This window comes from Pseudomonas sp. TWR1-1-4, from assembly GCF_049897165.1.
Lineage (GTDB): Bacteria > Pseudomonadota > Gammaproteobacteria > Pseudomonadales > Pseudomonadaceae > Aquipseudomonas > Aquipseudomonas canadensis.
In genome coordinates, this window is sequence record NZ_JAFCVS010000002.1 from 159,318 (window position 1) to 183,828 (window position 24,511).

General features: G+C 59.8%; 26 protein-coding genes and 1 tRNA gene. 15 read left to right on the top strand and 12 right to left on the bottom strand.

Annotated features, from left to right (window positions below):
* Window positions 1-11: 11 nt before the first annotated feature.
* Entirely contained in the window at window positions 12-1,631 is a 1,620-nt protein-coding gene (locus ACP7C6_RS05415) for an APC family permease (RefSeq protein WP_028616260.1), read from the bottom strand.
* Between the two features lie 186 nt (window positions 1,632-1,817).
* Between ACP7C6_RS05415 and ACP7C6_RS05420 the strand changes: the two genes are divergently transcribed.
* The gene (locus ACP7C6_RS05420) at window positions 1,818-2,576 is read left to right on the top strand and encodes an AraC family transcriptional regulator (RefSeq protein WP_122684938.1); all 759 of its coding nucleotides are present in this window, start codon (window positions 1,818-1,820) and stop codon (window positions 2,574-2,576) included.
* An 87-nt stretch (window positions 2,577-2,663) separates the two neighbouring features.
* Complete coding sequence (treS, locus tag ACP7C6_RS05425) at window positions 2,664-4,727, top strand: maltose alpha-D-glucosyltransferase (RefSeq protein ID WP_028616258.1); 2,064 nt, start codon at window positions 2,664-2,666, stop codon at window positions 4,725-4,727.
* A gap of 16 nt (window positions 4,728-4,743) precedes the next feature.
* Here treS and ppk2 read toward each other — a convergent pair whose 3' ends face one another.
* On the bottom strand, window positions 4,744-5,661 hold the full coding sequence (gene ppk2 / locus ACP7C6_RS05430; protein ID WP_028616257.1) for a polyphosphate kinase 2: 918 nt from the start codon (window positions 5,659-5,661) through the stop codon (window positions 4,744-4,746).
* A gap of 184 nt (window positions 5,662-5,845) precedes the next feature.
* Between ppk2 and pstS the strand changes: the two genes are divergently transcribed.
* The 6 genes from pstS to ACP7C6_RS05460 all read left to right on the top strand — a co-directional run bounded on the left by pstS (window position 5,846) and on the right by ACP7C6_RS05460 (window position 10,960).
* Window positions 5,846-6,874: a phosphate ABC transporter substrate-binding protein PstS gene (pstS, locus tag ACP7C6_RS05435; RefSeq protein WP_016978033.1), complete on the top strand. Its 1,029-nt coding sequence runs from the start codon at window positions 5,846-5,848 to the stop codon at window positions 6,872-6,874.
* 73 nt (window positions 6,875-6,947) lie between these two features.
* The gene (pstC, locus tag ACP7C6_RS05440; RefSeq protein WP_016978032.1) at window positions 6,948-7,913 is read left to right on the top strand and encodes a phosphate ABC transporter permease subunit PstC; all 966 of its coding nucleotides are present in this window, start codon (window positions 6,948-6,950) and stop codon (window positions 7,911-7,913) included.
* Window positions 7,913-8,806, top strand: coding sequence for a phosphate ABC transporter permease PstA (gene pstA, locus ACP7C6_RS05445; RefSeq protein ID WP_028616256.1), 894 nt, complete (start codon window positions 7,913-7,915; stop codon window positions 8,804-8,806). The genes pstC and pstA overlap by 1 nt, the downstream gene beginning before the upstream one ends.
* A 76-nt stretch (window positions 8,807-8,882) precedes the next feature.
* The gene (pstB, locus tag ACP7C6_RS05450) at window positions 8,883-9,644 is read left to right on the top strand and encodes a phosphate ABC transporter ATP-binding protein PstB (RefSeq protein WP_010210300.1); all 762 of its coding nucleotides are present in this window, start codon (window positions 8,883-8,885) and stop codon (window positions 9,642-9,644) included.
* A 27-nt stretch (window positions 9,645-9,671) separates the two neighbouring features.
* The gene (locus tag ACP7C6_RS05455) at window positions 9,672-10,370 is read left to right on the top strand and encodes a hypothetical protein (RefSeq protein ID WP_028616255.1); all 699 of its coding nucleotides are present in this window, start codon (window positions 9,672-9,674) and stop codon (window positions 10,368-10,370) included.
* On the top strand, window positions 10,370-10,960 hold the full coding sequence (locus ACP7C6_RS05460; RefSeq protein ID WP_426108381.1) for a hypothetical protein: 591 nt from the start codon (window positions 10,370-10,372) through the stop codon (window positions 10,958-10,960). The genes ACP7C6_RS05455 and ACP7C6_RS05460 overlap by 1 nt, the downstream gene beginning before the upstream one ends.
* Before the next feature lie 39 nt (window positions 10,961-10,999).
* Here the strand turns inward: ACP7C6_RS05460 and ACP7C6_RS05465 are convergent, their stop codons facing one another.
* The gene (locus ACP7C6_RS05465) at window positions 11,000-11,605 is read right to left on the bottom strand and encodes a cysteine hydrolase (protein WP_122684942.1); all 606 of its coding nucleotides are present in this window, start codon (window positions 11,603-11,605) and stop codon (window positions 11,000-11,002) included.
* 340 nt (window positions 11,606-11,945) lie between these two features.
* Here ACP7C6_RS05465 and ACP7C6_RS05470 point away from each other — a divergent pair.
* The 3 genes from ACP7C6_RS05470 to ACP7C6_RS05480 all read left to right on the top strand — a co-directional run bounded on the left by ACP7C6_RS05470 (window position 11,946) and on the right by ACP7C6_RS05480 (window position 13,533).
* Window positions 11,946-12,032 (top strand) — tRNA-Leu (locus tag ACP7C6_RS05470).
* A 288-nt stretch (window positions 12,033-12,320) separates the two neighbouring features.
* A complete protein-coding gene (locus ACP7C6_RS05475) occupies window positions 12,321-12,680 on the top strand; it encodes a hypothetical protein (protein WP_050587842.1) in 360 nt (119 codons plus the stop codon).
* A gap of 181 nt (window positions 12,681-12,861) precedes the next feature.
* The gene (locus tag ACP7C6_RS05480; protein ID WP_236320499.1) at window positions 12,862-13,533 is read left to right on the top strand and encodes a DsbA family oxidoreductase; all 672 of its coding nucleotides are present in this window, start codon (window positions 12,862-12,864) and stop codon (window positions 13,531-13,533) included.
* On the opposite strand, the gene ACP7C6_RS05485 is transcribed toward ACP7C6_RS05480, so the two are convergent.
* Window positions 13,511-13,792, bottom strand: a complete 282-nt coding sequence (locus ACP7C6_RS05485; RefSeq protein WP_028616250.1) for a hypothetical protein — start codon at window positions 13,790-13,792, stop codon at window positions 13,511-13,513. The two genes, ACP7C6_RS05480 and ACP7C6_RS05485, sit on opposite strands and share 23 nt — an antisense overlap.
* Before the next feature lie 197 nt (window positions 13,793-13,989).
* Between ACP7C6_RS05485 and ACP7C6_RS05490 the strand changes: the two genes are divergently transcribed.
* Complete coding sequence (locus ACP7C6_RS05490) at window positions 13,990-14,463, top strand: GFA family protein (RefSeq protein WP_426108382.1); 474 nt, start codon at window positions 13,990-13,992, stop codon at window positions 14,461-14,463.
* On the opposite strand, the gene ACP7C6_RS05495 is transcribed toward ACP7C6_RS05490, so the two are convergent.
* Window positions 14,435-14,962, bottom strand: coding sequence for a DinB family protein (locus ACP7C6_RS05495; protein ID WP_123477571.1), 528 nt, complete (start codon window positions 14,960-14,962; stop codon window positions 14,435-14,437). The genes ACP7C6_RS05490 and ACP7C6_RS05495 overlap by 29 nt on opposite strands.
* Window positions 14,963-15,087: 125 nt before the next feature.
* On the opposite strand from ACP7C6_RS05495, the gene ACP7C6_RS05500 reads away from it, so the two are divergent.
* The gene (locus tag ACP7C6_RS05500) at window positions 15,088-15,777 is read left to right on the top strand and encodes a tellurite resistance TerB family protein (RefSeq protein ID WP_426108383.1); all 690 of its coding nucleotides are present in this window, start codon (window positions 15,088-15,090) and stop codon (window positions 15,775-15,777) included.
* Here the strand turns inward: ACP7C6_RS05500 and ACP7C6_RS05505 are convergent.
* The 4 genes from ACP7C6_RS05505 to ACP7C6_RS05520 all read right to left on the bottom strand — a co-directional run bounded on the left by ACP7C6_RS05505 (window position 15,774) and on the right by ACP7C6_RS05520 (window position 20,271).
* Window positions 15,774-16,595, bottom strand: a complete 822-nt coding sequence (locus ACP7C6_RS05505; protein WP_426108384.1) for a hypothetical protein — start codon at window positions 16,593-16,595, stop codon at window positions 15,774-15,776. The genes ACP7C6_RS05500 and ACP7C6_RS05505 overlap by 4 nt on opposite strands.
* An 18-nt stretch (window positions 16,596-16,613) precedes the next feature.
* The gene (locus tag ACP7C6_RS05510) at window positions 16,614-16,961 is read right to left on the bottom strand and encodes a DUF2493 domain-containing protein (protein WP_028616245.1); all 348 of its coding nucleotides are present in this window, start codon (window positions 16,959-16,961) and stop codon (window positions 16,614-16,616) included.
* A 66-nt stretch (window positions 16,962-17,027) separates the two neighbouring features.
* Window positions 17,028-19,742, bottom strand: a complete 2,715-nt coding sequence (gene mgtA / locus ACP7C6_RS05515; protein WP_305380890.1) for a magnesium-translocating P-type ATPase — start codon at window positions 19,740-19,742, stop codon at window positions 17,028-17,030.
* A 235-nt stretch (window positions 19,743-19,977) separates the two neighbouring features.
* Window positions 19,978-20,271: a hypothetical protein gene (locus ACP7C6_RS05520; protein ID WP_016975784.1), complete on the bottom strand. Its 294-nt coding sequence runs from the start codon at window positions 20,269-20,271 to the stop codon at window positions 19,978-19,980.
* A 431-nt stretch (window positions 20,272-20,702) separates the two neighbouring features.
* Between ACP7C6_RS05520 and ACP7C6_RS05525 the strand changes: the two genes are divergently transcribed.
* On the top strand, window positions 20,703-20,969 hold the full coding sequence (locus ACP7C6_RS05525; RefSeq protein WP_068933064.1) for a metal-sensing transcriptional repressor: 267 nt from the start codon (window positions 20,703-20,705) through the stop codon (window positions 20,967-20,969).
* Window positions 20,970-20,988: 19 nt separating this feature from the next.
* Window positions 20,989-22,296: an MFS transporter gene (locus tag ACP7C6_RS05530; RefSeq protein ID WP_426108385.1), complete on the top strand. Its 1,308-nt coding sequence runs from the start codon at window positions 20,989-20,991 to the stop codon at window positions 22,294-22,296.
* Here the strand turns inward: ACP7C6_RS05530 and ACP7C6_RS05535 are convergent, their stop codons facing one another.
* The 3 genes from ACP7C6_RS05535 to arsH all read right to left on the bottom strand — a co-directional run bounded on the left by ACP7C6_RS05535 (window position 22,297) and on the right by arsH (window position 24,511).
* The gene (locus ACP7C6_RS05535) at window positions 22,297-22,908 is read right to left on the bottom strand and encodes a LysE family transporter (protein ID WP_028616241.1); all 612 of its coding nucleotides are present in this window, start codon (window positions 22,906-22,908) and stop codon (window positions 22,297-22,299) included.
* Between the two features lie 74 nt (window positions 22,909-22,982).
* The gene (locus ACP7C6_RS05540; protein WP_126570320.1) at window positions 22,983-23,774 is read right to left on the bottom strand and encodes an AraC family transcriptional regulator; all 792 of its coding nucleotides are present in this window, start codon (window positions 23,772-23,774) and stop codon (window positions 22,983-22,985) included.
* 50 nt (window positions 23,775-23,824) lie between these two features.
* Complete coding sequence (gene arsH, locus ACP7C6_RS05545) at window positions 23,825-24,511, bottom strand: arsenical resistance protein ArsH (RefSeq protein ID WP_426108386.1); 687 nt, start codon at window positions 24,509-24,511, stop codon at window positions 23,825-23,827.

Here is a 24,511-nt window from a genome sequence, read left to right on the forward strand (position 1 = left end):
AGGCTCCTGAATCAGTAAGTCGCGGGTGTCAGCGGCGCGTGAGGTTCGTCGACCGCTTCGCTTTCATCGGCTTCGTGTTCCAGCCGTACCAGGTGAGCCGGCACGCCAGTGGCTGCGCCCCAGTAGTAAATGCCGAGTGCGCAAACGGCGACGACAATCGTGTCGAGCGGGTGGCTGATCACGCCGATGCCGCCAAAACTGCCGAGCTTGGACAGCAGGATCGTCACCGCGTAAAAGCCGATCAGCCAGGCAGACGAGCGCACTTGCTGCTTGAGGTTGATGTGTGCGGTCGGCACCCAGCGTGCGCACAACAGGTACACCACGAACATCAGGATCTGCAGGCCGAGCAGCCAGGACACCGTGCCCCAGCCAGACCAGTACACAATCAGCGCGGCGATGATGAACGACAGCGGGCCCAGCACCGCCATGCCCTTGACCCGGAACGGCCGCGCCATCTGCGGTGCATTGCGACGCAGCGCGGCAACAGTCACTGGGGCCACGGCGTAGCTGAGGATCAGCGCCGCAGACACCACATTGATCAGTGCTTCCCAGGACGGGAACGGCAGGGTCCAGAACACCGACAAGCCAAAGGTCAGCCATAGCGCGGGCCGTGGAATGCCGGACTTCTCATCGATACGCGTGAAAATCTTGAAGAACGTGCCGGTCTGCGCCCAGCCATACACCACACGGGGCGTGGCGTTCATGTAGATATTGCCGCAGCCGCTGGGGGAGATCACGGCGTCGGCCACCACCAGATAGGCCAACCAGCCCACGCCCAGCGCCAGGGCGATATCGCGGTAGGGCAGCGCCAGTTCCTTGCTGATCCCGGCCCAGCCATTGGCAAGCATTTCCGTGGGCACGCCACCGAGGAAGGCGGTTTGCAGCAGCACGTAGATCGCGGTCGACAACAACACCGAAAGGATCAAGGCAATGGGAATCGTGCGTTGCGGGTTCTTCACTTCACTGGCCACCGAGATGATCGGCGTCAGCCCCAGGTAGGCAAAAATCACCCCGCCGGCCGACACCGCCATCTCGATGCCCGACAGCCCAAACGGCGCGAAACCCTGCACCTGAAAGTTCGCCGGTTTGAAGAAGGTGAACAGCACGCCAATCACCAACAGCGGCACGATGAACTTGAATACGCTGACCAGGTTATTGGCGATGGCGAAGGTCTTCACACTGCGGTAATTGAGCACGAAGAACAGGCACAGCAGGGCGAATTGCACCAGCCAACCCAAGGTGGTCGGGTCGCTGGAACCGGCCTTGGTCAGCTCCGGAAACCACGCCGCCGCGTACTGCCGCGAGGCGACCACTTCGATAGCCACCAGGCTGGAAAATGCAATCAGGGTAATGAAACCCATCAGGTAGCCCAACAGCGGGCCATGGGAGTAGACCGGGTAGCGCACCACGCCGCCGGCACGCGGCAATGCGGCGCCCAGTTCGCAGTACACAATACCCAGCAGCAGTACCGCGAAACCACCGATGAGCCAGGAAATAATGCCCGCCGGGCCTGCGATTGCGGATACGTGGCTGGCTGCGAACAACCAGCCCGAACCGAAGATGGCACCCAACCCGATAAAGGTCAGGTCCATCAGGGAAAGCTGTTTCTTGAACTTGCCTTGAGCTGACATAGCGTCGCCTTCTTGTGAGTTATTGGATAGGCATGCAGTGGCCATACAGTGAACTCATGAACGGCGGCGCGATTGATGTTTTTTGCTGGCATCGATGACGAAATCAGCACAGTTTTGGTGGCTCGACAGGGCGCCGGGCATCGGGCAATCTGCTAGCCGTCCAGGCAAACAATGGGAGCAACCGTCATGATGCAGAGCGCGTTTGCGACCCTTTGCCAAGGGAGCAACCCCCAAGACATCGAACAGTTATTGGGCAGTGTCGCGCAGCTATTGCCGATGCTGGACGTGATCCCCAATGCGGCGATTTTCATCAAGGACACCCAGGCCCGCTATGTGCTCGCCAACCGCACCCTGGTGCAGCGTTGCGGCCTCAAGCAGCTGCAACCGCTGCTGGGCAAGACCAGTGCCGAAGTCTTTCCTGCGCAACTGGGGCCGGGCTACACCGAGCAGGACCGGCGCGTGCTGGAGCAGGGCTTTGTGCTGGAAGATCAGCTGGAACTGCACTTGTACGGCACCCGCGAACCCGGCTGGTGTTTGACCCACAAGTGGCCGCTGTACAACCATTCGGGCGCGATCATTGGCCTGGCCGGTATCTCGGTCGACCTGCAGACCGCCAGCGAAAGCCACCCGGCGTACCAGCGCCTGGCCGCCGTGGACGCGCACATCCGCGCGCACTTCAACCGTCGTGTGCCCTTGGGTGAATTGACACGGATCGCAGGGATTTCGGTGGCGCAGTTGGAGCGCTACTGCAAGCGCGTGTTCCACCTCACGCCACGGCAGATGATCCAGAAAGTGCGACTGGAGCATGCGCACCAGCTGTTGCACACCGACCTGCTGATCACCGAAGTGGCGTTGCAGTGCGGGTATACCGACCACAGCGCGTTCACCCGCCAGTTCAAGGCGTCGACTGGGTTTACGCCGAGGCAGTATCGGCAGTTGGAGTAGTCGCCCCACATTGCAATGCAACGAATGGCCCCGGTTGTGGCTCCTATGCTTACGAGCAACCTTTGGACGACAACAGGGATCAGGCATATGACGGCGGCTGAAAACAACCATGTGAACTGGCTGGTGGAACAATCGATGCTGCACGCGGCACGCCAGCGGGCCAAGCTCTATTCGGGCCAGGGCCGGTTGTGGCAACAGCCGTATGCGCAGACCCGACCCCGTGATGCTTCGGCCCTGTCGTCGGTGTGGTTTACCGCGTACCCGGCGTCCATCGTGACCCGCGAGGGCGGCACGGTGCTGGAGGCTTTGGGGGATGAGGCGCTGTGGCAGGCGTTGTCGAAGATCGGCATCCAGGGCATCCACAATGGCCCGCTGAAGAAGTCCGGCGGCCTGAAGGGCACGCAGCACACGCCAACTATCGATGGTAATTTCGACCGCATCAGTTTCGAGATCGACCCGCAGTTGGGCACCGAGGCGCAGTTGCAGGCGTTGACGCGCATGGCGGCGGCGCACAATGCGGTGATCATCGACGATGTGATCCCGTCCCACACCGGCAAGGGCGCGGATTTCCGCCTGGCCGAGATGGCCTACGAGGACTATCCCGGCCTGTACCACATGGTAGAAATCCGCGAGGAGGACTGGGCGCTGTTGCCCGACGTCGCTGAAGGCCGTGACGCGCAGAACCTCAGCCCCGCCCAGGTCGATGCGTTGCGTGACAAACACTACATCGTCGGTCAGTTGCAGCGGGTGATCTTCTTCGAACCCGGCGTCAAGGAAACCGACTGGAGCGCGACGGACGTAGTGCTGGGCGTGGACGGCAAGCCGCGTCGCTGGGTGTACCTGCATTACTTCAAGGAAGGCCAGCCGTCGCTGAACTGGCTGGACCCGACTTTTGCCGCACAGCAGATGATCATCGGTGATGCGCTGCACGCCATCGACGTGATGGGCGCGAAGATCCTGCGCCTGGACGCCAATGGTTTTCTCGGTGTGGAGCGCAAGCTGGACGGCACGGCCTGGTCCGAGAGCCATCCACTGTCGATTACCGGCAACCAGTTGCTCGGCGGTGCGATTCGCAAGGCGGGCGGTTTCAGTTTTCAGGAGTTGAACCTCACCGTGGACGACATTGCCTCGATGTCCCATGGCGGTGCCGACCTGTCCTATGACTTCATCACCCGCCCCGCGTACCAGCACGCGCTGCTGATGGGCGATGCCGAGTTCCTGCGCCTGATGCTGCGCGAAATGCACCGCCAGGGCATCGACCCAGGCTCGCTGATCCATGCGTTGCAGAACCACGATGAGCTGACGCTGGAGTTGGTGCATTTCTGGACCCTGCACGCCCATGATACGTTCCTGTACCAGGGGCAGACCTTCCCCGGCAATATCCTGCGTGAGCACATTCGCGAACAGATGTACGAGCGTCTGGCAGGTGAGCACGCGCCGTATAACCTCAAGTTCGTGACCAATGGCGTGTCGTGCACCACCGCGAGCATTATCACGGCGGCGCTGGGCATTCGTGATCTGGAGGCGATCACCGCTGCGGATATCCAGCAGATCCGCCAGATCCATTTACTGTTGGTGATGTACAACGCGATGCAGCCGGGCGTGTTTGCCTTGTCGGGTTGGGACTTGGCGGGCGCGCTGCCGCTGGCGGCTGAAGAGGTCGAGCACTTGATGCAGGATGGCGATACCCGCTGGATTCATCGCGGGGCTTATGACCTGGTGGACCTGAACCCGGATGCGGAGCTTTCGGCGGGCCATATGCCGCGTTCGAAAAGCCTCTATGGCAGCTTGAACAGCCAGTTGCAGGATCCGGAATCCTTTGCTTCGCAACTGCAAAAAATACTTGCGGTACGGCGTGCCTACGACATCGCCGCCAGCCGCCAAATTTTAGTGCCGGAGGTTGAAAACTCGGCGTTGCTGGTGATGGTCCATGAATTACCGGCCGGCAAAGGCACGCAAATTACCGCGCTGAACTTCGGTGCTACACCCATCACCGAAACCCTGCATTTGCCGGATATCGCTGCCGGGATGGTGGTGGACATCATCAACGAGAGGGTGGAGGGCGACCTGACGGCGGAGGGTGAATTCACCATCACCCTGGATGCGTACGAAGGGTTGGCGCTGCGGGTGGTCAGTAGTTCGCCACTGTGACCACCCCCCCCCAAGATCAATAGAGCTGGGGCACGATCAATTCCGGCGGGGTCGGGTTGCGCGAGTAATCCTCCTGCCGCACGCGCTGCGGCAGTTCGATCACCGGTAGCTCGACTTCCTCATACGGCATCTGCCCAAGCAAGTGGTGGATGCAGTTGAGCCGGGCTTTTTTCTTGTCATCGGCCTGCACTACCCACCACGGCGCTTCGGCAATGTGGGTGCGCTCGAGCATGATTTCCTTGGCTTTGGTATAGGCTTCCCAACGGCGACGTGACTCCAGGTCCATGGGGCTGAGTTTCCACTGCTTGAGCGGGTCGTGAATGCGGCTGAGGAAACGCAGGTGCTGTTCCTGGTCGGAAATGGAAAACCAGTACTTGATCAGCTGGATACCGGAGCGGGCGAGCATGCGCTCGAACTCGGGCACGGTGCGGAAGAATTCTTCGTACTGGTCCGCGTTGCAAAACCCCATGACCTGCTCGACGCCCGCGCGGTTGTACCAGCTGCGGTCGAACAGCACGATTTCGCCGGCGGCTGGCAGGTGCGAAACGTAGCGCTGGAAGTACCACTGGGTCTGCTCGCGGTCATTCGGCGCGGGCAGGGCGGCGACTCGGCAGACCCTAGGGTTCAGGCGTTGAGTGATGCGCTTGATCACGCCTCCTTTACCGGCGGCATCGCGCCCTTCGAACAGGATCACCACTTTGTGACCGGTCTTTACCACCCAGCTCTGCAATTTCACCAGTTCGCCTTGCAGGCGGAACAGTTCGCTGAAATAAATCCTGCGCGCGGCTTTCTCGGCGCTTTCACCGACGTGCTCGTCAAACAGTGCGTTGAGGTCGTGCCCGTCTTCGGATAACTCCAGTTCCAGCTCTTCGTCACTGTGATCCAGCAATTCACGATGGATGCGCTGCATCAAGGCATCTTCTATTGAGGACATGGGCGGAACTCGCGTGGTGGGGATGGCAAAGTCTTAGTCGCATTTTGTTACTAACCAATGACATCAAATGCCGTGATTGCGGTGGGAGAGGGGGACAACCAGGCGTTTTGCCACTCCACGTTCATAAAACCGTAACAAGAATGTTGCAGAGTTCCCGGGCCCGAAATCACAAGGATTTTCCTTAATGAAACGTCTGATGAAGTCTGCTGCACTCGCCGTTGCGGTTTCTCTCAGTGCCACCTCGGTGTTTGCTGCCGAGAGCATCCGCCTCACCGGTTCCGGTGCGAGTTTCCCAGCCCCGATCTACCTCACCTGGTTCAAGGATTTCAGCAAGAAGACCGAGGGTGTCACCGTTGATTACCAATCCAAAGGTAGCGGTGCGGGCGTACAGGACTTCCTGAACAAAACCGTCGACTTCGCCGCCAGCGACTCGGCCATGAAAGACGAAGACATCGCTAAGGTTGCCGAAGGCGCGCAACTGCTGCCGATGACTGCCGGTGAAATCGTGTTGGCGTTCAATCTGCCGGGCAATCCTAAAGAGCTCAAATTGCCACGCGATGTGTACTCCAACATCTTCCTGGGCAAGATCACCAAGTGGAACGATCCGAAGATCGCTGCCGCCAACCCAGGCCTGAAACTGCCAGACATGCCGATCACCGTAGTCGTACGTGCAGACTCCAGCGGCACCACCGCTGTGTTCACCAAGCACTTGGCTGCGATCAACCCTGAGTTCCAGAAAGACCTGGGCGAAGGCAACACCGTCAACTGGCCCGCCAGCGACAAGTTCATCAAATCGCCGAAGAACGATGGTGTGACCGCCACTGTGCGCCAGACCCCAGGCGCGATCGGCTACATCGAATACGGCTTCGCCAAACTGGCCAAGGTTGACTTTGCCCAGCTGCAGAACAAGGCCGGCAAATACGTGGTACCGAACGCCGAGAGCGGCGCCGAAGCCCTGGCTGCGGTGAAAATGCCGGAAAGCCTGGTGGCCTGGCTGCCGGACCCGGATGGCGCCAAGTCCTACCCGATCACTTCCTACACCTGGATGATCTTCCGCAAGGACAACGGCAACCCAGCCAAAGCCAAAGCCATGCGTGAAATGGTCGAGTACAGCCTGACCGAAGGTCAGAAAATCGCCGACTCGATGGGCTACATCCCACTGCCTCCATCGGTTGTCGATCAAGTTCGCAAAGCTTCCGCCAACATCCAGTAAGGCCGCCAGGCCGCTCCCGGTATGGGCTGTCAGCCATGCCGGGAGCGTTCCCCCCTTGTTCCGGAATTAGCCAATGAACACACCTTTTGTCGTACCGGTTAACCCGGATTCTGCGTGCCAGCCACCCTCTACGAAGGATTTCCTGGTTGACCGCACCTTCCGTGCACTTGCACGCATAGGCGTAGTGCTGGTGCTGGCGCTGGTTTTCGCGCTGGTCTTCGAAGTAGGACGCAAGGCACTTCCCGGCATGGAAAAGCACGGTTTTGATGTGCTGTTCGGCAGTGTCTGGGACGTTAACCAAGGCAAGTACGGCATTCTGCCAGCTATTTGGGGCACGCTTTACAGCGCCCTCATCGCGTTGTTGATCGCAGGTTTTTTCGGCGTCAGCATGGCGATTTTTCTCACCCAGGATTTCCTGCCGGCAAAACTCGCGGCGGTGTTTCGCACCATCGTTGAACTGCTCGCAGCCATCCCCAGCGTGGTCTACGGCCTCTGGGGCATATATGTGGTGATCCCGGCCATCCGCCCGCTGACTGCGTGGCTGAACACTGAACTGGGCTGGATCCCGTTTTTCGGCACATCCCTGAGCGGACCGGGCCTGCTGCCGGCGGCGCTGGTGCTAGCCATCATGATTCTGCCGACCATTGCCGCTGTTTCCCAGGATGCTCTCACCGGTGTGCCGATGAAAACCAAGCAGGCCGCCTACGGCATGGGCACCACCCACTGGGAAGCGATTCTCAAAGTGATGGTGCCATCCGCCGCGACCGGTATCTTCGGTTCCCTCGTGCTAGGCCTCGGTCGCGCCCTGGGTGAAACCATGGCCCTGGCCATGCTGGTGGGCAACGCGAACAACATCTCGCTTTCGCTGTTTGCACCGGCCAACACCCTGGCGGCCTTGTTGGCGCTGAACTTCCCCGAAGCCGGCCCGAACGAGATCGAAGTGTTGATGTACGCCGCACTGGTCCTGATGTTTATCACGCTGCTGGTGAACATCATCGGTTCGATGATCATGGTCTACGCCCAGCGGGGTACCAAATAATGACTGATCTCTCTACGCCTATCACCGCCATGCCTAGCCTGCAGCGCCGGTTCGAAGGCCGCGCATTGCGCAGCCTGGTGCTGACCACGCTGGTGTGGCTCGGTGCGCTGCTGGCCAGTGTGCCGTTGATTTCCGTGCTCTACATGCTGATCACCCGTGGCGGCGCACGCCTGAGCCTGGAAGTGTTCACTGAACTGCCACCCACCGGCTTCGAGACCGGCGGTGGCTTCGGCAACGCCATGGCCGGTACGTTCGTGATGGTCGGTATTGCTGCCGCCATCGCCGTGCCGGTTGGCATCCTGGCTGCCATCTTCCTTGCGGAGTTGGGCCCGGACAGCAAACTGGCCAACGCTTCGCGCTTTGCCGCCAAGATGCTCACCGGCTTGCCATCGATCCTGGCGGGTGTGTTCGCCTACGCCTTGGTGGTGATGACCACCGGAACCTACTCGGCGCCGGCCGGTGGTGTGGCGCTGGCGGTGCTGATGCTGCCAATCGTGGTGCTGACGGCTGAAGAGTCGATGAAGATGGTGCCCAAGATCATGAAGGACGCGGCGTACGGCATGGGCTGCACCCGCTCGCAGGTGATCTGGAAAATCGTCTTGCCCACCGGCATGCCCGCGATCCTGACCGGCGTGATGCTCGCTGTAGCACGTGCCGCCGGCGAAACCGCACCTCTGTTGTTTACCGCGCTGTTCAGTAACTACTGGATCTACCACGACGGCAGCCTGGCGGTCATGAATCCGACGGCGTCGCTTGCCGTGTTGATTTACAACTTCTCCGGCATGCCTTTCGACAACCAGCTCGAGCTCGCATGGGCGGCCTCGTTGGTGCTGGTAATGATCGTGCTGGTCGTGAATATCGTGAGCCGTATTTTCGGCAAGCCCAAGTACTAAGAACGGGAGCACCTGAATTTTGAACGTCTCAACTGCGCAAAAAGCCGCTCCGTTTGTCACCCAGGCACCTGTGGTCATGGACTGCAAGCTGGACAAGATTTTCTACGGCAACTTCATGGCGGTGCGTGATAGCCATGTGCCAATCGAGAAAAACAAGATCACCGGCTTCATCGGGCCGTCCGGCTGTGGCAAGTCGACTGTGCTGCGTAGCCTCAACCGCATGAACGACCTGGTGAAAGGTTTCCGTTTCGAAGGCCACGTGCATTTCCTCGGCCAGGACGTGTACGGCAAGGGCGTGGATCCGGTGGTCGTACGCCGTTACATCGGCATGGTGTTCCAGCAGCCGAACCCTTTTTCGATGAGCATTTTTGACAACGTGGCCTTTGGCCTGCGCCTGAATCGCTACAAGGGCGACCTGGGCGACCGCGTCAAGCACGCGCTGCAAGGCGCGGCGTTGTGGGATGAGGTCAAGGACAAGCTCAAGGTCAGCGGCCTCTCGCTGTCCGGCGGCCAGCAGCAACGCCTGTGCATCGCCCGCGCCATCGCGACCGAGCCGGAAGTGCTGCTGTTGGACGAACCTTGCTCGGCGCTCGACCCTATCGCCACGCGCCGTGTCGAAGAGCTGATGGTCGAGTTGAAAAAGGATTACACCATCGCGCTGGTCACCCACAACATGCAGCAGGCGATCCGTGTGGCCGACACCACCGCGTTTTTCTCGGTGGACATCTCCCAGGGCACCCGTACCGGTTATCTAGTGGAAATGGGCCCGACCGCGCAGATTTTTGAAAACCCGCGTGAGCAAATGACCGGGGACTACATCAGCGGCAAGTTCAGCTGACCCATGCACCGTCTTTCAGGAATGCCAATGCCTGCAACACATCGTCTTGATCTGGCGGCGATCGAACGCGCACTGCGTGAGGTCCAGGCCCGTTTTGCCCAGCTCAGCCGGGACTTCACCGAGCCACGCGACCCGCTGACAGACGAAGTGCTGCAGAATGTGCTTGAAGGTTATGCCCTGATTGACGACTATGTTGCGCGCGGTGTTGATCTGTTCGACCTCCAGCAACTGAACCTGATGCTGGAGATCAATGCCACGGTGCTCTGTGGCAAAGACCCGGTACGCCGGCAGGAATACGCGCAACACCTGGCAGCGACCGAAGTGCACTTTTTCAACAATGTCGAAGGTGGCATCAAGGATCTGTACAACTGGTATTGCAAGCACCATAACGAATCCGTATGGAAGCGAGCAGCCGGGGTCTACGTGCGGGTCCTGAGCAAGCCGCAGTTATTCATTGAAGGCAATCACCGCAGTGGGTCGCTGATCGTCAGTTACCTGCTGATGCGCGAGGGGTTGCCACCGTTTGTGCTGACCCTGGACAACGCCGAGGGTTATTTCAACCCGTCCTCGGTGATACGCAACTCCGCCAAGCATGGCGTCATGGCCTTGTACGAATTGCCCAAGATCAAGAAAAAATACGCAGCGTTCCTGGAAGATAACGCCCCAGACCCAACCGAGTTTTTCCTGAGCGACACACCAGCGCCCGCCCACCTAGGGGGCCATTGATGGGAAGGTACCCAGTGCTCGACACGATCAAGCGTGTGTTCAAGCGTCAGCAAATCCGTATTTCGTTCGACATCGACGACACACTGGCCTGCCAGCTCCACCACAGTGCGACCGAACACAGCCGCTTGCCGGCGTGTGTGCACCGTTGGTTGGGTGAGCCCCTGCGCAGCGGAACGCGCTCTTTGACCCGTGAGCTGCGTCGCCAGGGCTGCAGTGTCTGGGTCTACACCTCGTCCGGCCGCACGCCGTCCTACATCCGCCGTTGGTTGTTGCTGTACGGCATCCATGTCGACGGCGTGGTCAACAGCGTGCGACATAACCAGGCCCTGACCGAACGCGGGCTGACGAGTACACCGTCAAAATTCCCACCGGCCTTCGATATCGATTTGCATGTTGATGATTCTGAAGGTGTTCAGCTTGAAGGCTTCGACCACGGGTTTCGCGTGGTGGTCGTGGACCCGCAAGATGAGCAGTGGGCGCAGCGTGTGTTGGAGGCTGTTGCACAGGTCCAGGCGCAGCTGGCTCGCCAACAGCCCCAGAGGCACAAAGTCCCTGTACGGGCTTATCCAGGGCTGACGTTGAACGGATAAAACAAATGGGGCGACTGATTGATCAGTCGCCCCTCGTGTTTACTGGGTGTTCAACGCCCCAAGAAACTCAGTATGGCGCAACACCTTCGAAAACATCGACAGCGTGAAGTTTTCGGCCGCCTTTTGCTGTTCGTCGGTGAACGTCGCTGTGCAGTCGGCCAGCGTCACCACGTTGTAACCCTTCTCATAACCTGATCGAACTGTGCCTTCGACGCAGCAGTTGGTCAGGAATCCCGCCACCACCAGGTTCTGGATGCCATTGTTGCGCAGCACCAAGTCCAAACCCGTGGTTGCGAAGCCATCCAACCCGCGCTTGCCTTCCACAAGTATATCCCCGGGCTCATGGCTGATCGCCTCGGTCATCTCGGCGCCCCAACTGCCGGAAAGGAAAGCTGCGCCATCGGCAACGCCCTTCAAGATTCCATAGTCACGCTTCGTCAGTTCCGGGTAGCCCTCAGCGAACTGGATCGGCAGGTGAATGATCTTCACGCCCAGCGCGCGCGCCTGTTGCACGGTCGTCGCGGTGTTCGCCAACATGTCGGACTGGTGCATCACGTCTTTGACGGCGTCATGAAACACGCCACCTGCGGTGGTGAAGTCGTTTTGGAACTCGATCAGGACAAGTGCGGTGGCGTTTGGATTCATGATGAGGCTCCGAGAGGTATCACTGAATTGGACCCTTCAGAGTATATTCACTGAATCCAAGAAACCAGCGCCAGCGACGGAGTCTGTCGTCGAGTAGTTACGGGGACGCACGCTTCACCTGCTTCCTGGAGCGTGGTGTCCATTGCGTTGGCAGGGCGCCACGATAGCGGGTCAGGTGACGCACGTAGTTGGATGACATTGCGGTTTTACTTCAGATGCTTACCTAGCTCACTGATCTACCAAGCTTTTTTACCGACTTGCAGAAGCAAGAAAGCTGCCCCGCGACCTTGCGTCAAAGCGACTGGATCTATATATTCCCAACCCTGCAACACGCGCTGCCGCCCGAATGGCGAAACTGGTAGACGCATGGGACTTAAAATCCCCCGCTCGTAAGGGCGTCCCGGTTCGATTCCGGGTTCGGGCACCATCATTTGGTTTCACGACCTCCCAGGACGTCGCTGAAGCCCGCAAAGAACCTGCCTTGCGCAGGTTTTTTTGTGCCCGGGTTTTTAGCCGGATGTACTCCTGCCCCTCGCTGAGCCCACCAAAACGCTGACGAGTCTTTTTGAACAGATACTTAGCTGTGATTTCAAGATTTAGTCAAAGCGCGTACGAAGTAACACTCAAGAAATCAGGACGTTTCTGACGCTGACAGTGCTTCCACAGGGCCGCTGTCGCGGTATTAACTTGGGCACCTTTATTGAGGGGTCTGCTCATGTCTGAAGATTTGCTTAAATTGTTCTCTACCGAGGTCATGCAAAACGGGCCGGAGTCGACGCTGCCTTGTAACTTGAGCGACCAGTGGCTTGAGGTTTTATCCGCGCAGTTGGAGGATTTTTTCGAGAATGATTTGGATGAGTGCCTTTCACTCCCCATGATGGCGGTACTTCATATCCTGTTCGCGAAAAATAAAGGGGAGGCGATCTCGGAAACTCACGACAGGCTTTTTGATCATCTTTGCAACTATCGGATAGAGCTGGGGTTGGAAGAGATCAGACGGAAAACGGATGTGAGTGTAGAGCCCGCCAGTTTAGAGGCCATCCTCACGAATCGCACAGTGACCTTTGAGAGATAGGTCGATTGATTACTTCGAAGTACAAATGATGTGCCCGGCCCTGCATTTATTCACCCAACACAACCTCCTAGAGTTCATCCCATTCGCCGCCCCGTCATTTCGGCAGGGTGTGAACTGGAGAACGTCTGATGCCCTGTGTAAATAGAAGTGAATCGCGCAATAACCTGGTGGAGTCCACATCGTGACGCGTCCTGTCAGTATCGACTTCGTGTCGGATGTCATGTGCCCTTGGTGTGCACTCGGCGCTGTAGCGCTGCAACAGGCTATCGAGAATCTTGCGGGCGAAGTTGCGGTGGAACTGACGTTCAAACCCTTTGAGCTGAACCCGGATATGCCGCCCGAGGGAGAAAACGCCGTTGAACACATGATGCGTAAATATGGCCGCACGAGAGCCGAAGTTGCCGCGCGCAATGACGTAGTGATCGCCCGTGGCAACGCCTTGGGCTTCACGTTCGACTTGGCGAAGCGTACTCATTTCTACAATTCTTTCGACGCCCATCGGCTGTTGCTCTGGGCGTTAGTTGACGGTCGCCAAGTGGCGCTGAAGCACCTTCTGTTCAAGGCGCATTTCAGTGATGGGGAGAACATCAGCAGCCGCGACACCTTGGTGCGTCTTGCCGGTGAAGCGGGGCTCTCGACCGTACGCGCCCAAAGGGTGCTGGACAGCGGGGAGTTCGCTGTTGAAGTCCGTGAGCTTGAAGACTTTTATTTCAGGCGCGGCGTCAGTTCTGTTCCGGCCATGGTACTGAATGGGCGTCACCTGGTGGCTGGCTCAAAATCCGTCGAGGAATACGAACAAGCCATCAGGCAAATAGCAGGTGACGCCGTGATTACACGAACGGCTGACCACTGAACCCGCGTGGCAAACGCTGCAAACCTGGCAGGTCGGTAAGGCGCTGCGTCCACGCGCTGCGCCAGTCAACGTGGGTCTGAGTCTTGGCTTTTCGATTGGCACGGCGAGCGGCGTTGCGCTGGGTCCGACGCGCTTCTTTATAGGCATCGGTATTGCGGCAGGTACGGCATTTGACCCGGTTCAGCTCGGTGCTGGAAGGGAGGTTGGTGCCGTGGTGGCCACAGGCCAAGTGACCTGCAACCTTGAAGTGAATGACCATGTAAGCGTCTCCTTCTTGGGGGTACGCACATCGGTAGACCCACGATGCGCGCGGGGAGGGCGGGGTTTTGAAAAACCTCGACACCTAGGGTTACGACCCCAACAACCAGACAGCGTTCGGTTTTGGCTATAGACCTGTTCAAGCCTGGCACCTGAGGCTAACCTGCCACGCTACCCATCAAGAATAAGGAAGCAATGATGAGCGTCGATTCCCTGCCAATCGAGGGCAGTTGCCGTTGTGAGCGTGTGCGCTTCAGCGTGAGTGCCGCCCCGGTGATCACCATGGCCTGCCATTGCACCGGCTGCCAGAAGATGTCTTCCAGCGCGTTCTCACTGAGCGCGCTGATTCCCGCCAGCGGCTTCACGGTGACCCAGGGTTGCCCGGTGATCGGCGGTATGCAGGGCGTGGATCGCCATTATTTCTGTCCCCATTGCATGAGCTGGCTGTTCACGCGACCCCATGGCATTGATGAGTTCGTCAACGTGCGCGCCGCCTTACTGGATAACGCCAGCGGTTACGTGCCGTTCATGGAGACCTGGACCCGCGAGAAGCTGCCGTGGGCCTCCACCCCAGCGGTGGAAAGCTTTGCTCAGTTGCCCGAGCCTCAGGAATTTCCGCGCTTGATGCAGGCCTACGCCGAGTTCAGTCGATCAACGCCAGCAAATCAGTAGTGCCCACATCCAACCCCGCCTGGGTCAGCAAGGTTGTGGCCTGGCCACGGTGGTGGGTCTGGTGATTGAAGAAGTGCACCAACAGGCTGAAGAAGTTTTTATCGGCGCTCACGCCGCGCATGTTGCTGTAATGCAGGCGATGGTCCAGGTCGATCTCCTGCACGGTGTGGCTCCAATCGACAATGAGTTGATCCAGCCAGCTGCGATGGGCTGCCAGCTCGCGTATATCCGCGAAGGCCAATTGTTTGAGATCGGCAGGGGCGGAAACTGCATTCAGTGGAGCCAATGCTGCGTAGCCTGCTGGATGCTGCGCAAAACGCTTGAGCCAGACGGTATCGCCCAGCGCCAAGTGGTTAAGCGTACCGAGGATCGAGCCGAAAAACGCCTGTCGATCCCTCGCCAACTCCGCGTCCGTCAGTGTCAGGGCCGCGTCATAGAGCTTGCGGTTCATCCACTGGTTGTAATTTGCCATCAGTGCGATGTGCTCAGTCCGGTTCACTTGGGTTTTCTCTGGAAGTCGCGATAGCCTCATGATAGGCCGTGACCGCCCGGCGGTCATGGTGTTCCGGCAAGGCCGGGCTATGGTTGATAGACGCCAACGCTGCGCCCTCGGAGGGTGACACCATGAACACCAGTGATTTACTTGAACAACTCTTGCGCGCCGGGCAAGGCGGCAGTACGTCATCCGGCGGACTGGGTGGGCTCCTCGGTGGGTTATTGAAAGGCACCAGCACCGGTAATGCCTCGGCCGGTGGCGGCCTGGGTGGGTTGTTGGGAGGCTTGGGCGGAATGTTAGGCGGTGCGTCTGCGACACGTCCGACGCAAGGGCGTTCCGGTGGGATGAACTACGCCGCACTGGCGTCGTTGGGGATGGCGGCATTTCAGGCGTATCAAAGCTGGCAACGCCAGCAAGCCAGCGCGCCGCAGCAAGCGATCCAAACGGTTGACCAACTCGAAGGTGCACAGGCTGAAGCGCATAGCCATGGGGTGTTACGTGCGCTGATTGCAGCGGCCAAGGCCGATGGCAAGATCGATGAGCAGGAGCAGCAGATGATCTCCGCCGAGATAGGTCGCCATACCGATGACATCCAATTGCAGCAATGGCTGGACGCCGAAGTCGCCAAGCCGTTGGATGCAGCGGACTTTGCTGAATACGCTCATGACCCGGCGTTGGCGTCAGAGATCTACCTGGCCAGTGTGATGTTGGTGGACGATCAGCAGGACGCCGAGCGCAACTACCTGGATGACCTGGCGGGGCAGTTGCAAATCGACGCGCAATTGCAACTGCACCTGGAACAACAAGCCAAGGCCTAGAACCGTAATGTGGCCCCGGTGGTGAGCCATTGCGCGCGCTCACCGATCAGGCTGCGCCCGACCACCAGGTCCACGTCGACAAATTCGCCGACGTGAAACCTGGGCCCGGCCTGCCATGCCTGGTCACCGCCATCCTGGCCGTAACGCTCGGCGATCAGCGTCAATGAATGCGCCACCTGGTACTCAAGGCCAGTGCCCCAGGTCAGGCGGTGTTTTTGGTCGCCGTCGTTGTAGGCGTGGGACCAACCGGCATTCAGGTTCAACCGCAGTGGCTCCAGTGGCTGCCATGTCAACGGGATATTGAAGTCGGCGCCATCAAAGCCATGTCGGCGGTCGTGTGCAAAATGCGCACCGGCTGACACGGCCATTTCCAGCCCCAGATCTTCCCGCGACCATACTTGCGCCTTGAGCTGTGGGTTCACTTGGGTTTCGCCCTTGTCTGCGCTGGTAGCGCGGGACAGGGCTGCGCCCCATTGCACCGAAGGCAGCGCCGCAAAGGTGCAGGCAGGCGACAGCGTTTCAGTGTGAGTGCTGCCATCGTGGCGGTTGGCGGTGTGCCAGGCGTCGACATTGCATTCGCCCGGCGCATTGATCGCGCCGTCATCGACCACGTAAGAACCACCGGCCGCATTGGCCTTGGACAGCAAGGCAATCGCCAACAGAATGCCCAGGGTCAGTCCGATAAAGATCAGGTTGCGCTGCAACGCGCGACGCTTGGCCGGTGGTAGCAGCAACAGAGTATGACGCGCACCTCGGTAGTGACGCGCACGGTATTTGGCGAACCCGTCCTGGCGGGGTTGCGTGTGTTTTTTGTGCATGATGCACCTCGCATGAATTCAGCTTTCTACGGTCAGCACCGAAATGCCGCTGGCTTTGGCCTGGCAGACCAGCTCGCAAGTGTCGTCACCACCGGGTAGGGCGATGACCACGTCCGGGCGGCTGTCGGTCAGCATGAAATGGTTGCGCTGGCGTTCCGCCTGCTTGCCGTGGCGTTGCCAGTTGGGCGGGTAGCGCACCACGTCGATGCTCAGTTCCCGTGCCCAGTCCTCGACGTCGCTGCCGAGGAATTGGTTGCCGCCGTGGATCAATACCTGCACCGGGCGCAGGCGGTGGTAAGCGTCCAGCACTTGGCGGGACATTTTGGTGTCGGCGTAATGACGACCTGCACAGATCAAGACGCGCATAAGGTGATTCCTTGTGTTGCACGGTGGCGGCCGGGCGACCGCCACCGTTTAAACGGCGGGGGGGGATCAGTACCACTGCTTGAAGCGGCGGATGTAGATCGTCTTCATCAGTTGGGCCACGCAGCAGTAGCTGAGCAGGGTGCCCACCAGCCATGGGAAGTACGCCAGCGGCAGCGGTTGCAGGCCTACCAGGGTGCCCAGTGGCGAGAACGGCACGTAGATCCCCAGCACGATCACCACACAGGTCATCATCAATACCGGCCAGGCGGCGGTGCTCTGGAAGAACGGGATCTTGCGGGTCCGCAGCATGTGCACGACCAGGGTTTGCGAGAGCAGGCCCTCGATGAACCAGCCGGACTGGAACAGGGTCTGCATTTCCACACTGTTGGCGGCGAACACGTACCACATCAGTGCAAAGGTGGTGATGTCGAAGATCGACGAGGTCGGCCCGATCCAGATCATGAACCGGCCGATGTTCTTCGCATCCCACTTACGCGGCTTGGCCAGGTACTCCTTGTCCATCTTGTCCCACGGCAAGGCGAGCTGGGAGATGTCGTACATCAGGTTCTGCAACAACAGGTGGATCGACAGCATCGGCAGGAACGGAATGAACGCACTGGCCACCAGCACCGAGAACACGTTGCCGAAGTTGGAGCTGGCCGTCATGTTCAGGTACTTCATGATGTTGCCGAAGGTTTCGCGGCCCTTGAGCACGCCTTCTTCCAGCACCATCAGGCTCTTCTCCAGCAGGATGATGTCGGCCGATTCCTTGGCGATATCGGTGGCTGTATCGACCGAGATACCCACGTCGGCATCGCGCAGTGCCGGTGCATCGTTGATTCCATCACCGAGGAAACCCACGGTGTGGCCGTTGGCTTGCAGCGCCTTGAGCACGCGGGACTTCTGCAGCGGTGTCAGCTTGGCGAACACGGTGCGTTCTTCCACACGGCGCAGCAGGGTGGCGTCGTCCATGGCTTCAATTTCAGCTCCCAGCAGCGGCTGGCCTGGATCGAGACCGACCTGGCGGCAGATCTTGCTGGTGACCACGGCGTTGTCGCCGGTCAACACCTTGATTGCCACGCCGATCTGTTGCAGGGCCGCAATCGCAGGGCCGGCAGTTTCCTTCGGTGGATCAAGGAAAGTCAGGAAGCCCTGGATCACCAGGTTGCGCTCGTCGGCAGTGGTGTACTGTTGGCGTGCCATCGATTTAGGAATGTGGCGGGTGGCGACCACCAGCACACGGAACCCGTCTTCGTTGTAGTCGTTGGCAATCGCCAGCAGCTCTTCACGGCGACGCTCGTCCAGCGGCACGGCGGCGCCCGCTTCCATGACATGGGTGGAAATGCTCAGCATCTCTTCCACGGCACCTTTGCACACCAGCAGTTGGTCATCGGCAGCATCCTTGACCACGATGGATAGGCGACGGCGCACGAAGTCGAACGGCAATTCATCAACCTTGCTGTAGGCGAACGGCACCTTGAACTTCGGGTTCTGCGCCGAGAATTCCACCACCGCCTGGTCCATCAGGTTCTTCATGCCGCTCTGGTGATGGCTGTTGAGCCAGGCCAGGGACAGCACGGCATCATCACGCTGGCCAAAGGCGTTGACGTGGTGTTCGAGGATGATCTTGTCCTGGGTCAGGGTGCCGGTCTTGTCGGTGCACAGCACGTCCATCGAGCCGAAGTTCTGGATCGCGTTGAGGCGCTTGACCACCACTTTGCGCTTGGCCATGGCGGTGGCGCCCTTGGCCAGGTTGGCGCTGACGATCATCGGCAGCATTTCCGGGGTGAGGCCGACGGCCACCGCCAGGGCAAACAGGAACGCATCGCCCCAGTCGCCCTTGGAGAAGCCGTTGAGCAGGAACACGATCGGCACCATCACCAGCATGAAACGGATCAGCAACCAGCTGACGCTGTTCACCCCGCGATCGAACGCGGTTTGTACTCGGGAACCGACAATCGCTTTGGCCAGGGAGCCAAAGTAAGTGCGCGGCCCGGTGGCGACCACCACGGCTTTTGCACGGCCGCTGACCACGTTGGTGCCCATGAAGCAGATGTTCGGCAGGTCCAGCAGGTTGCCTTGATCGGCAGTCACCGGTCCGGCGGATTTCTGCGTGACGTTACCCAGGGTGTCGTACTTTTCCACCGGCAAGGCTTCGCCGGTGAGCACCGCCTGGCTGATGAACAGGTCGCGGGATTCGATCAGGCGGATGTCCGCCGGGATCATGTCGCCGGCCGACAGCTGCACGATATCGCCGGCCACCAGCTCGCGCATCGGCACTTCGCGCAGGGTCGGTTGCGAACCTACCTGCTCACGGCGCAACACGGTGGCCGTGGTGCGTACCATGGCTTTCAGGGCTTCGGCGGATTTGGCCGAGCGGTGTTCCTGCCAGAAGCGCAGCAGGCTGCTGAGTAGCACCATGGTCATGATGATGATGACTTTGGTTGGGTCAGCGTCTTCGCCTTCCTGCATCGGCAGCCAGCAGTCCGTGAAGAAACTGATACCGGCGAGGGTCAGCAGCACATAGATAAAGGGGTTATTCAGTGCCTGCAGGAACTGGACGATGGCGTGAGGCGGCTTATCGTGGGCAACTTCGTTGTAGCCTTCACGTTGCAGGCGAGCGGAGGCGTCCAGTTCGGTCAAGCCGTCCTGGGTGGCACGTACGTTCGCCAGGGTGGCCGACAGGCCGTTGTGGGCTTCGCGGGCGGCACGCATCGACAGTTTGGTGTCGGCGTCGGTGCCATTCTTTTTGTGCAGAGGCGGGTTTTTTACGGCGCTCATTGTCTGTACTCCTGTCGCCAATTTTCGACAAAACATACCCGGTACTTACCTGAATACAGGCGAGCGAAAGCATGCCGAGTCGCTAACTTCGAGATCGGTTTAAATAAGGTGTTCACATAACTTCTACAGTGCCCGCTAACAGCGCGTTAGTTAACTAGCGCGCAGCGGGCTACTACTGGACGTGTTCATAAAGAACTCCAGAACATGGATCAGGAAGTTGCTGTTTCCAGCCGGGTCAGGCGGCGCGAGCGCTCACATAAAGACCGAGCATCAAGCTGGCCTGTGCCAGGCTGGAAACCTTGGGTCTCTGTGGGTCTTGAGGGTCGGCGTGATCCCAGTGCTGCACCAGTTGGCCGCTTTCCGGGCAGATACGCCAATGCGCCAGCGGGTAGGCCGGGCGCACTTGAGGGGAGGGTGCAGCAAAAGCAGAGCGGGTAGGCGAAAAACCTACGGGCTCACGGCACAGCTTGGCGCGCAGGGCGGCCGCTAGTGTGCGTACATCAGGCAAAACAAGGGCTTGGAAGGTCATAACACACCTCGGGACCGGACGAGCGACCGGCGAGGCAGTTACGGTGGAGCATCGAGCTCTAGCGCAGCTTACCGGACCGGGGTGGCGAGTCCTGTCATATTCTGGGTTTGGCGCCCGATGCCCGCGTAAGCGGTGCTCGGACAGCGACTAGATACTGTGTCCATTGGCTTCTTTTGTGAGGTTTAAAAAAGGCCCCAGTTGCGGGCACGGGCAATCTACTCACGACGCTGCAGGATGTCAACGCTTAGTGTATTAATTCATTACAAGTTCAGAGTTTGTTCAGACAGAAGGCCTGTTTCATTTCGTTAGCTACTTACACTTAGTCAGGGTTTCGAGTGTGAGGGTATTTATTCTCCGCTAAGGAGATGAGCGGGCTTGCCCGTATCCCCCCTGGGGGGATACGATCGGCGCATCGCCGAAGGAGCCTCTCAATGAGCGAACACGCCCACCAAACCCACGAAGCCATCGTTAAACGCCTCAAGCGTGCCGAAGGTCATTTGCGCAGCATCACCAGCATGATCGAGGCGCAGCGCCCGTGTGTGGATATCGCCCAGCAATTGCACGCGGTGGAGAAAGCCATCTGCCAGGCCAAGCGCACGCTGATCCAGGACCATATCGACCATTGCCTGGAAGGCAGCGTGACGCTGGATGGCCAGGCCTCGTTGGCCGAGCTCAAGCAACTGACCAAGTACCTGTAGGCCGCGAGGGGAGATTCCCATGTTCGATGTGCTCAGCAATAAGACGTACCGGCGCCTATTCTTCGCTCAGATTATTGCGCTGATCGGCACTGGCTTGACGACGGTGGCCCTGGGGCTGCTGGCATTCGACCTGTCGGGTGTTCAAGCCGGTACCGTGCTCGGCACGGCGTTGGCGATCAAGATGGCGGCCTATATCGGCGTTGCGCCGGTGGCGGCAGCCTTTGCCGAGCGGTTGCCGCGCCGGGCGATGCTGGTTAGCCTGGACCTGATCCGCGCCCTGGTCGCCTTGGCGTTGCCGTTTGTCACGGAGATCTGGCAGGTCTATCTCCTGATTTTTGTGCTGCAGTCTGCCTCGGCGGCATTTACGCCGACCTTTCAAGCGACCATTCCCGAGATCCTCCCCGATGAAGCGCAGTACACCAAGGCCCTGTCCCTCGCGCGCCTGGCGTACGACATGGAAAGCGTGATCAGCCCGATACTTGCGGCGATGTTGCTGAGCATCATCAGTTTCCACAGCTTGTTTGCCGGGACGTCAGTGGGCTTTTTTATCTCGGCGCTGCTGGTGTCTTCGGTGCTGCTGCCGCAGGCCAGAGCGGCGGTGCGGCGGGGTATCTATGACCGCACCACCCGTGGTCTGCGGATTTTCCTGGCGACCCCGCGTCTGCGCGGTTTGCTCGCGCTCAACCTGGCGGTGGCGGCCGCGAGTGCGATGGTCATCGTCAACAGTGTGGTGCTGGTACAGTCGGGATTTGCCTTGCCGCAACGCTTCACGGCGTTTGCACTGGCAGCGTTCGGGGCCGGTTCGATGATGGCTGCATGGGCGTTGCCGAGGGTGCTGGCGCGCCTCAGTGATCGCACCGTGATGATTTCAGGCGCCGGCTTGCTGATCATGGGGCTCAGCGTGGGTGTCTACCTGTCGGATTACCGACAAATGCTGCTGTTGTGGTGGATGCTGGGCCTGGGTTATTCCCTGGTGCAGACCCCTGGCGGGCGCCTGTTGCGTCGCTCCGCTCATGCCGAAGACCGGCCTGCGTTGTTTGCTGCGCAATTCGCGTTGTCGCATATCTGCTGGCTGCTGACTTACCCCTTGGCCGGCTGGCTCAGTGCCAACTTCGGAATGTCGCAGACATTTGCCAGCCTGGCGTTTGTGGCTACCTTGGCACTGATCGCCTGCGCCAGCCTCTGGCGGCCAGAACATGAGCAACCTGCGGTGGTGCATGAACACCCTGATCTGCCCGGGGGGCATCCGCACTTGGCACGCAATAAAGCGGGAATGCACGGGCATGCCTACGTCATCGATGACCTGCACCGCCGCTGGCCAGCTTGATCAAATGCCTTGCGCGGCCAATATCGCCAGATAGATCAGCACCAGCCCACAGGCGGCATAACTGATGCGCTGCCAGGTGGGCGAGGCATTCTGGCGCAACAAGTTGACCAGCCCCGCGAGCAGAAAGCACGACAGCACCGACGCCAGCATGAAGCCGGCAAAGAACATCAGCGTCTGCCCGTGGCTGGGCGTGGTGCCGACGATGCCTGACAGCGCGCTGCCCAACGCGCCCCAGTAAACAATGTTTTTCGGGTTGGCCAGGGAGATCGCCGCCCCGGTGGCCAGTGCGTTTTGCCGAGTGCTGGCGGGTGCATCGTCTGACTCAGGTAGCTTCCAGGCGTCGATCAGGCTGCGAATGCCGAGCCAAGCCAGGTACAACGCACACACCACCGTCAACGGCACGCGCACGGCGTCATGCTGGATCAGCAAAGCGATGCCGGTCAGGCCGATTATCGCCCACACTGCATCGCCCACCAGTGAACCGAACTGCACCAGCAAGGCCGGTGTGAAGCCGTGCAGCAAGCCACGGCGCAAAGTCTCTGCCAACACCGCGCCGGGTGAGAGGCAGAACACGAAACCGAATACCAGTGCGTAGAAAAAGATCGTCAGCATGCCCACATTCCTTCAAGAGATGGCAGGCAGTGTGAGGATGAGCCGAGGTGGTGTCTTGGACCAGATTGCGCTGTTCAGCGTTTAACCGCGCTTTGATAGAGACCCGGGGTGATGCCGTAAGCGGAGCGAAAGTGCCGATTGAGGTGGCTTTGATCGGCAAAGCCCAGGTGATGGGCGACGTCGGAAGCGGCCATGCCGTTGCGCAATAGGCCTTTGGCGCGGCGCGTACGCAACTGCATGGCCCACTCACGGGGCGTCAGCCCGGTTTCTTTCTGGAAGGCGCGCAGCAGGTGGAATTTGGAGAGACCCACCTCAGCGCCAAGGTGGTCCAGCGTCAGGGGTTGATGCAGTTGCTCGGCAAGCAGTTCCTGGGCGCGACTGATCAGAGGCTTGCCGGTGCCGGTGCTGCCTGGCAGACGCACACCGCTGATCTCCACGACTTCCCCCAACAGCAGCACCAACGCCTCTTCATTCAGTTCGCGAACCAGCATGTCGTTACTCAACGCGCACTTGATGGCCGTCGCCAGTCGCAGCGCAAGGTCGGGTTGGAAGCACAGTGATCGATCAAACTCCAGATGCGCCAGCCCAAGGTCCGTCGCCAATTGATCCGCGGTGGCGTACAGGCTCACAAAGTGCCAGGGCACACCGTCTGCCGCGCCGCCACCCTGAATCTGGCCGGGGTTGTACAAGGTGATGGAGCCGGGTCCGGCGTGGAACTCCCGACGGTCGAGCCAGACTTTTTCTTCGCCCAGCAGGTTCACGCCGATCACGCATTCATCATGACTATGGCGGGCAAAGGTCAGGCCGGTGCAGGCGGTGCTGCTGATTTCATAGCGGCCCAGCCAGGCGTGTCGCACGGCGCTCATTGATTCAACTCAGTCAGGAGACAGGCACGAGCATACGCTGGCAAGCGGGCTCAGATCGACCGTTGATTGACGCGGTGCGAGAGTTCGTCGGCGCTTTCCTTGCGCTCCGAATAGCGGTCCACCAGGTCCGGGCGCTCGCGCAGCAGCAGGGTGAACTTCACCAGTTCCTCCATTACATCGACCACGCGGTCGTACAGGGCGGAGGGCTTCATGCGGTCCTGATCGTCGAACTCCATGAACGCCTTGGGCACCGAGGATTGATTGGGGATGGTGAACATGCGCATCCAGCGCCCCAGCACGCGCAACTGGTTAACCGTATTGAAGGACTGCGAGCCGCCGGACACCTGCATCACCGCCAAAGTTTTACCTTGGGTCGGGCGCACGGCGCCAAGGGTCAGCGGCACCCAGTCGAGCTGCGCCTTGAACACCGCTGACATCGAACCGTGGCGCTCGGGCGAGCACCACACCTGGCCTTCGGACCACTGCATCAGTTCCAGCAGCTCTTGGACTTTGGGGTGGTCACGCGGCGCATCGTCGGGCAGTGGCAAACCGCTGGGGTTGAAGATGCGCGTTTGCGCACCGAAGTGCTGCAACAAGCGTGCGGCTTCTTCTACCAGTAGCCGGCTGAAGGAGCGTTCGCGGGTCGAGCCGTAGAGCAGCAGGATGCGCGGTGGTTGGGCTGAGCCGTCCGATTTTGACGGGAACAGGGTCAGGTCCAGGTTGGGCAGGGTGGTCAT

What these genes read in the sequence shown, in the direction of transcription:
- ACP7C6_RS05415 (WP_028616260.1), bottom strand. Translation starts at nt 1,631, where the DNA reads ATGTCAGCTCAAGGCAAGTTCAAGAAACAGCTTTCCCTGATGGACCTG.
- ACP7C6_RS05420 (WP_122684938.1), top strand. Translation starts at nt 1,818, where the DNA reads ATGATGCAGAGCGCGTTTGCGACCCTTTGCCAAGGGAGCAACCCCCAA.
- treS (WP_028616258.1), top strand. Translation starts at nt 2,664, where the DNA reads ATGACGGCGGCTGAAAACAACCATGTGAACTGGCTGGTGGAACAATCG.
- ppk2 (WP_028616257.1), bottom strand. Translation starts at nt 5,661, where the DNA reads ATGTCCTCAATAGAAGATGCCTTGATGCAGCGCATCCATCGTGAATTG.
- pstS (WP_016978033.1), top strand. Translation starts at nt 5,846, where the DNA reads ATGAAACGTCTGATGAAGTCTGCTGCACTCGCCGTTGCGGTTTCTCTC.
- pstC (WP_016978032.1), top strand. Translation starts at nt 6,948, where the DNA reads ATGAACACACCTTTTGTCGTACCGGTTAACCCGGATTCTGCGTGCCAG.
- pstA (WP_028616256.1), top strand. Translation starts at nt 7,913, where the DNA reads ATGACTGATCTCTCTACGCCTATCACCGCCATGCCTAGCCTGCAGCGC.
- pstB (WP_010210300.1), top strand. Translation starts at nt 8,883, where the DNA reads ATGGACTGCAAGCTGGACAAGATTTTCTACGGCAACTTCATGGCGGTG.
- ACP7C6_RS05455 (WP_028616255.1), top strand. Translation starts at nt 9,672, where the DNA reads ATGCCTGCAACACATCGTCTTGATCTGGCGGCGATCGAACGCGCACTG.
- ACP7C6_RS05460 (WP_426108381.1), top strand. Translation starts at nt 10,370, where the DNA reads ATGGGAAGGTACCCAGTGCTCGACACGATCAAGCGTGTGTTCAAGCGT.
- ACP7C6_RS05465 (WP_122684942.1), bottom strand. Translation starts at nt 11,605, where the DNA reads ATGAATCCAAACGCCACCGCACTTGTCCTGATCGAGTTCCAAAACGAC.
- ACP7C6_RS05475 (WP_050587842.1), top strand. Translation starts at nt 12,321, where the DNA reads ATGTCTGAAGATTTGCTTAAATTGTTCTCTACCGAGGTCATGCAAAAC.
- ACP7C6_RS05485 (WP_028616250.1), bottom strand. Translation starts at nt 13,792, where the DNA reads ATGGTCATTCACTTCAAGGTTGCAGGTCACTTGGCCTGTGGCCACCAC.
- ACP7C6_RS05490 (WP_426108382.1), top strand. Translation starts at nt 13,990, where the DNA reads ATGAGCGTCGATTCCCTGCCAATCGAGGGCAGTTGCCGTTGTGAGCGT.
- ACP7C6_RS05500 (WP_426108383.1), top strand. Translation starts at nt 15,088, where the DNA reads ATGAACACCAGTGATTTACTTGAACAACTCTTGCGCGCCGGGCAAGGC.
- ACP7C6_RS05505 (WP_426108384.1), bottom strand. Translation starts at nt 16,595, where the DNA reads ATGCACAAAAAACACACGCAACCCCGCCAGGACGGGTTCGCCAAATAC.
- ACP7C6_RS05510 (WP_028616245.1), bottom strand. Translation starts at nt 16,961, where the DNA reads ATGCGCGTCTTGATCTGTGCAGGTCGTCATTACGCCGACACCAAAATG.
- mgtA (WP_305380890.1), bottom strand. Translation starts at nt 19,742, where the DNA reads ATGAGCGCCGTAAAAAACCCGCCTCTGCACAAAAAGAATGGCACCGAC.
- ACP7C6_RS05520 (WP_016975784.1), bottom strand. Translation starts at nt 20,271, where the DNA reads ATGACCTTCCAAGCCCTTGTTTTGCCTGATGTACGCACACTAGCGGCC.
- ACP7C6_RS05525 (WP_068933064.1), top strand. Translation starts at nt 20,703, where the DNA reads ATGAGCGAACACGCCCACCAAACCCACGAAGCCATCGTTAAACGCCTC.
- ACP7C6_RS05530 (WP_426108385.1), top strand. Translation starts at nt 20,989, where the DNA reads ATGTTCGATGTGCTCAGCAATAAGACGTACCGGCGCCTATTCTTCGCT.
- ACP7C6_RS05535 (WP_028616241.1), bottom strand. Translation starts at nt 22,908, where the DNA reads ATGCTGACGATCTTTTTCTACGCACTGGTATTCGGTTTCGTGTTCTGC.
- ACP7C6_RS05540 (WP_126570320.1), bottom strand. Translation starts at nt 23,774, where the DNA reads ATGAGCGCCGTGCGACACGCCTGGCTGGGCCGCTATGAAATCAGCAGC.
- arsH (WP_426108386.1), bottom strand. Translation starts at nt 24,511, where the DNA reads ATGACCACCCTGCCCAACCTGGACCTGACCCTGTTCCCGTCAAAATCG.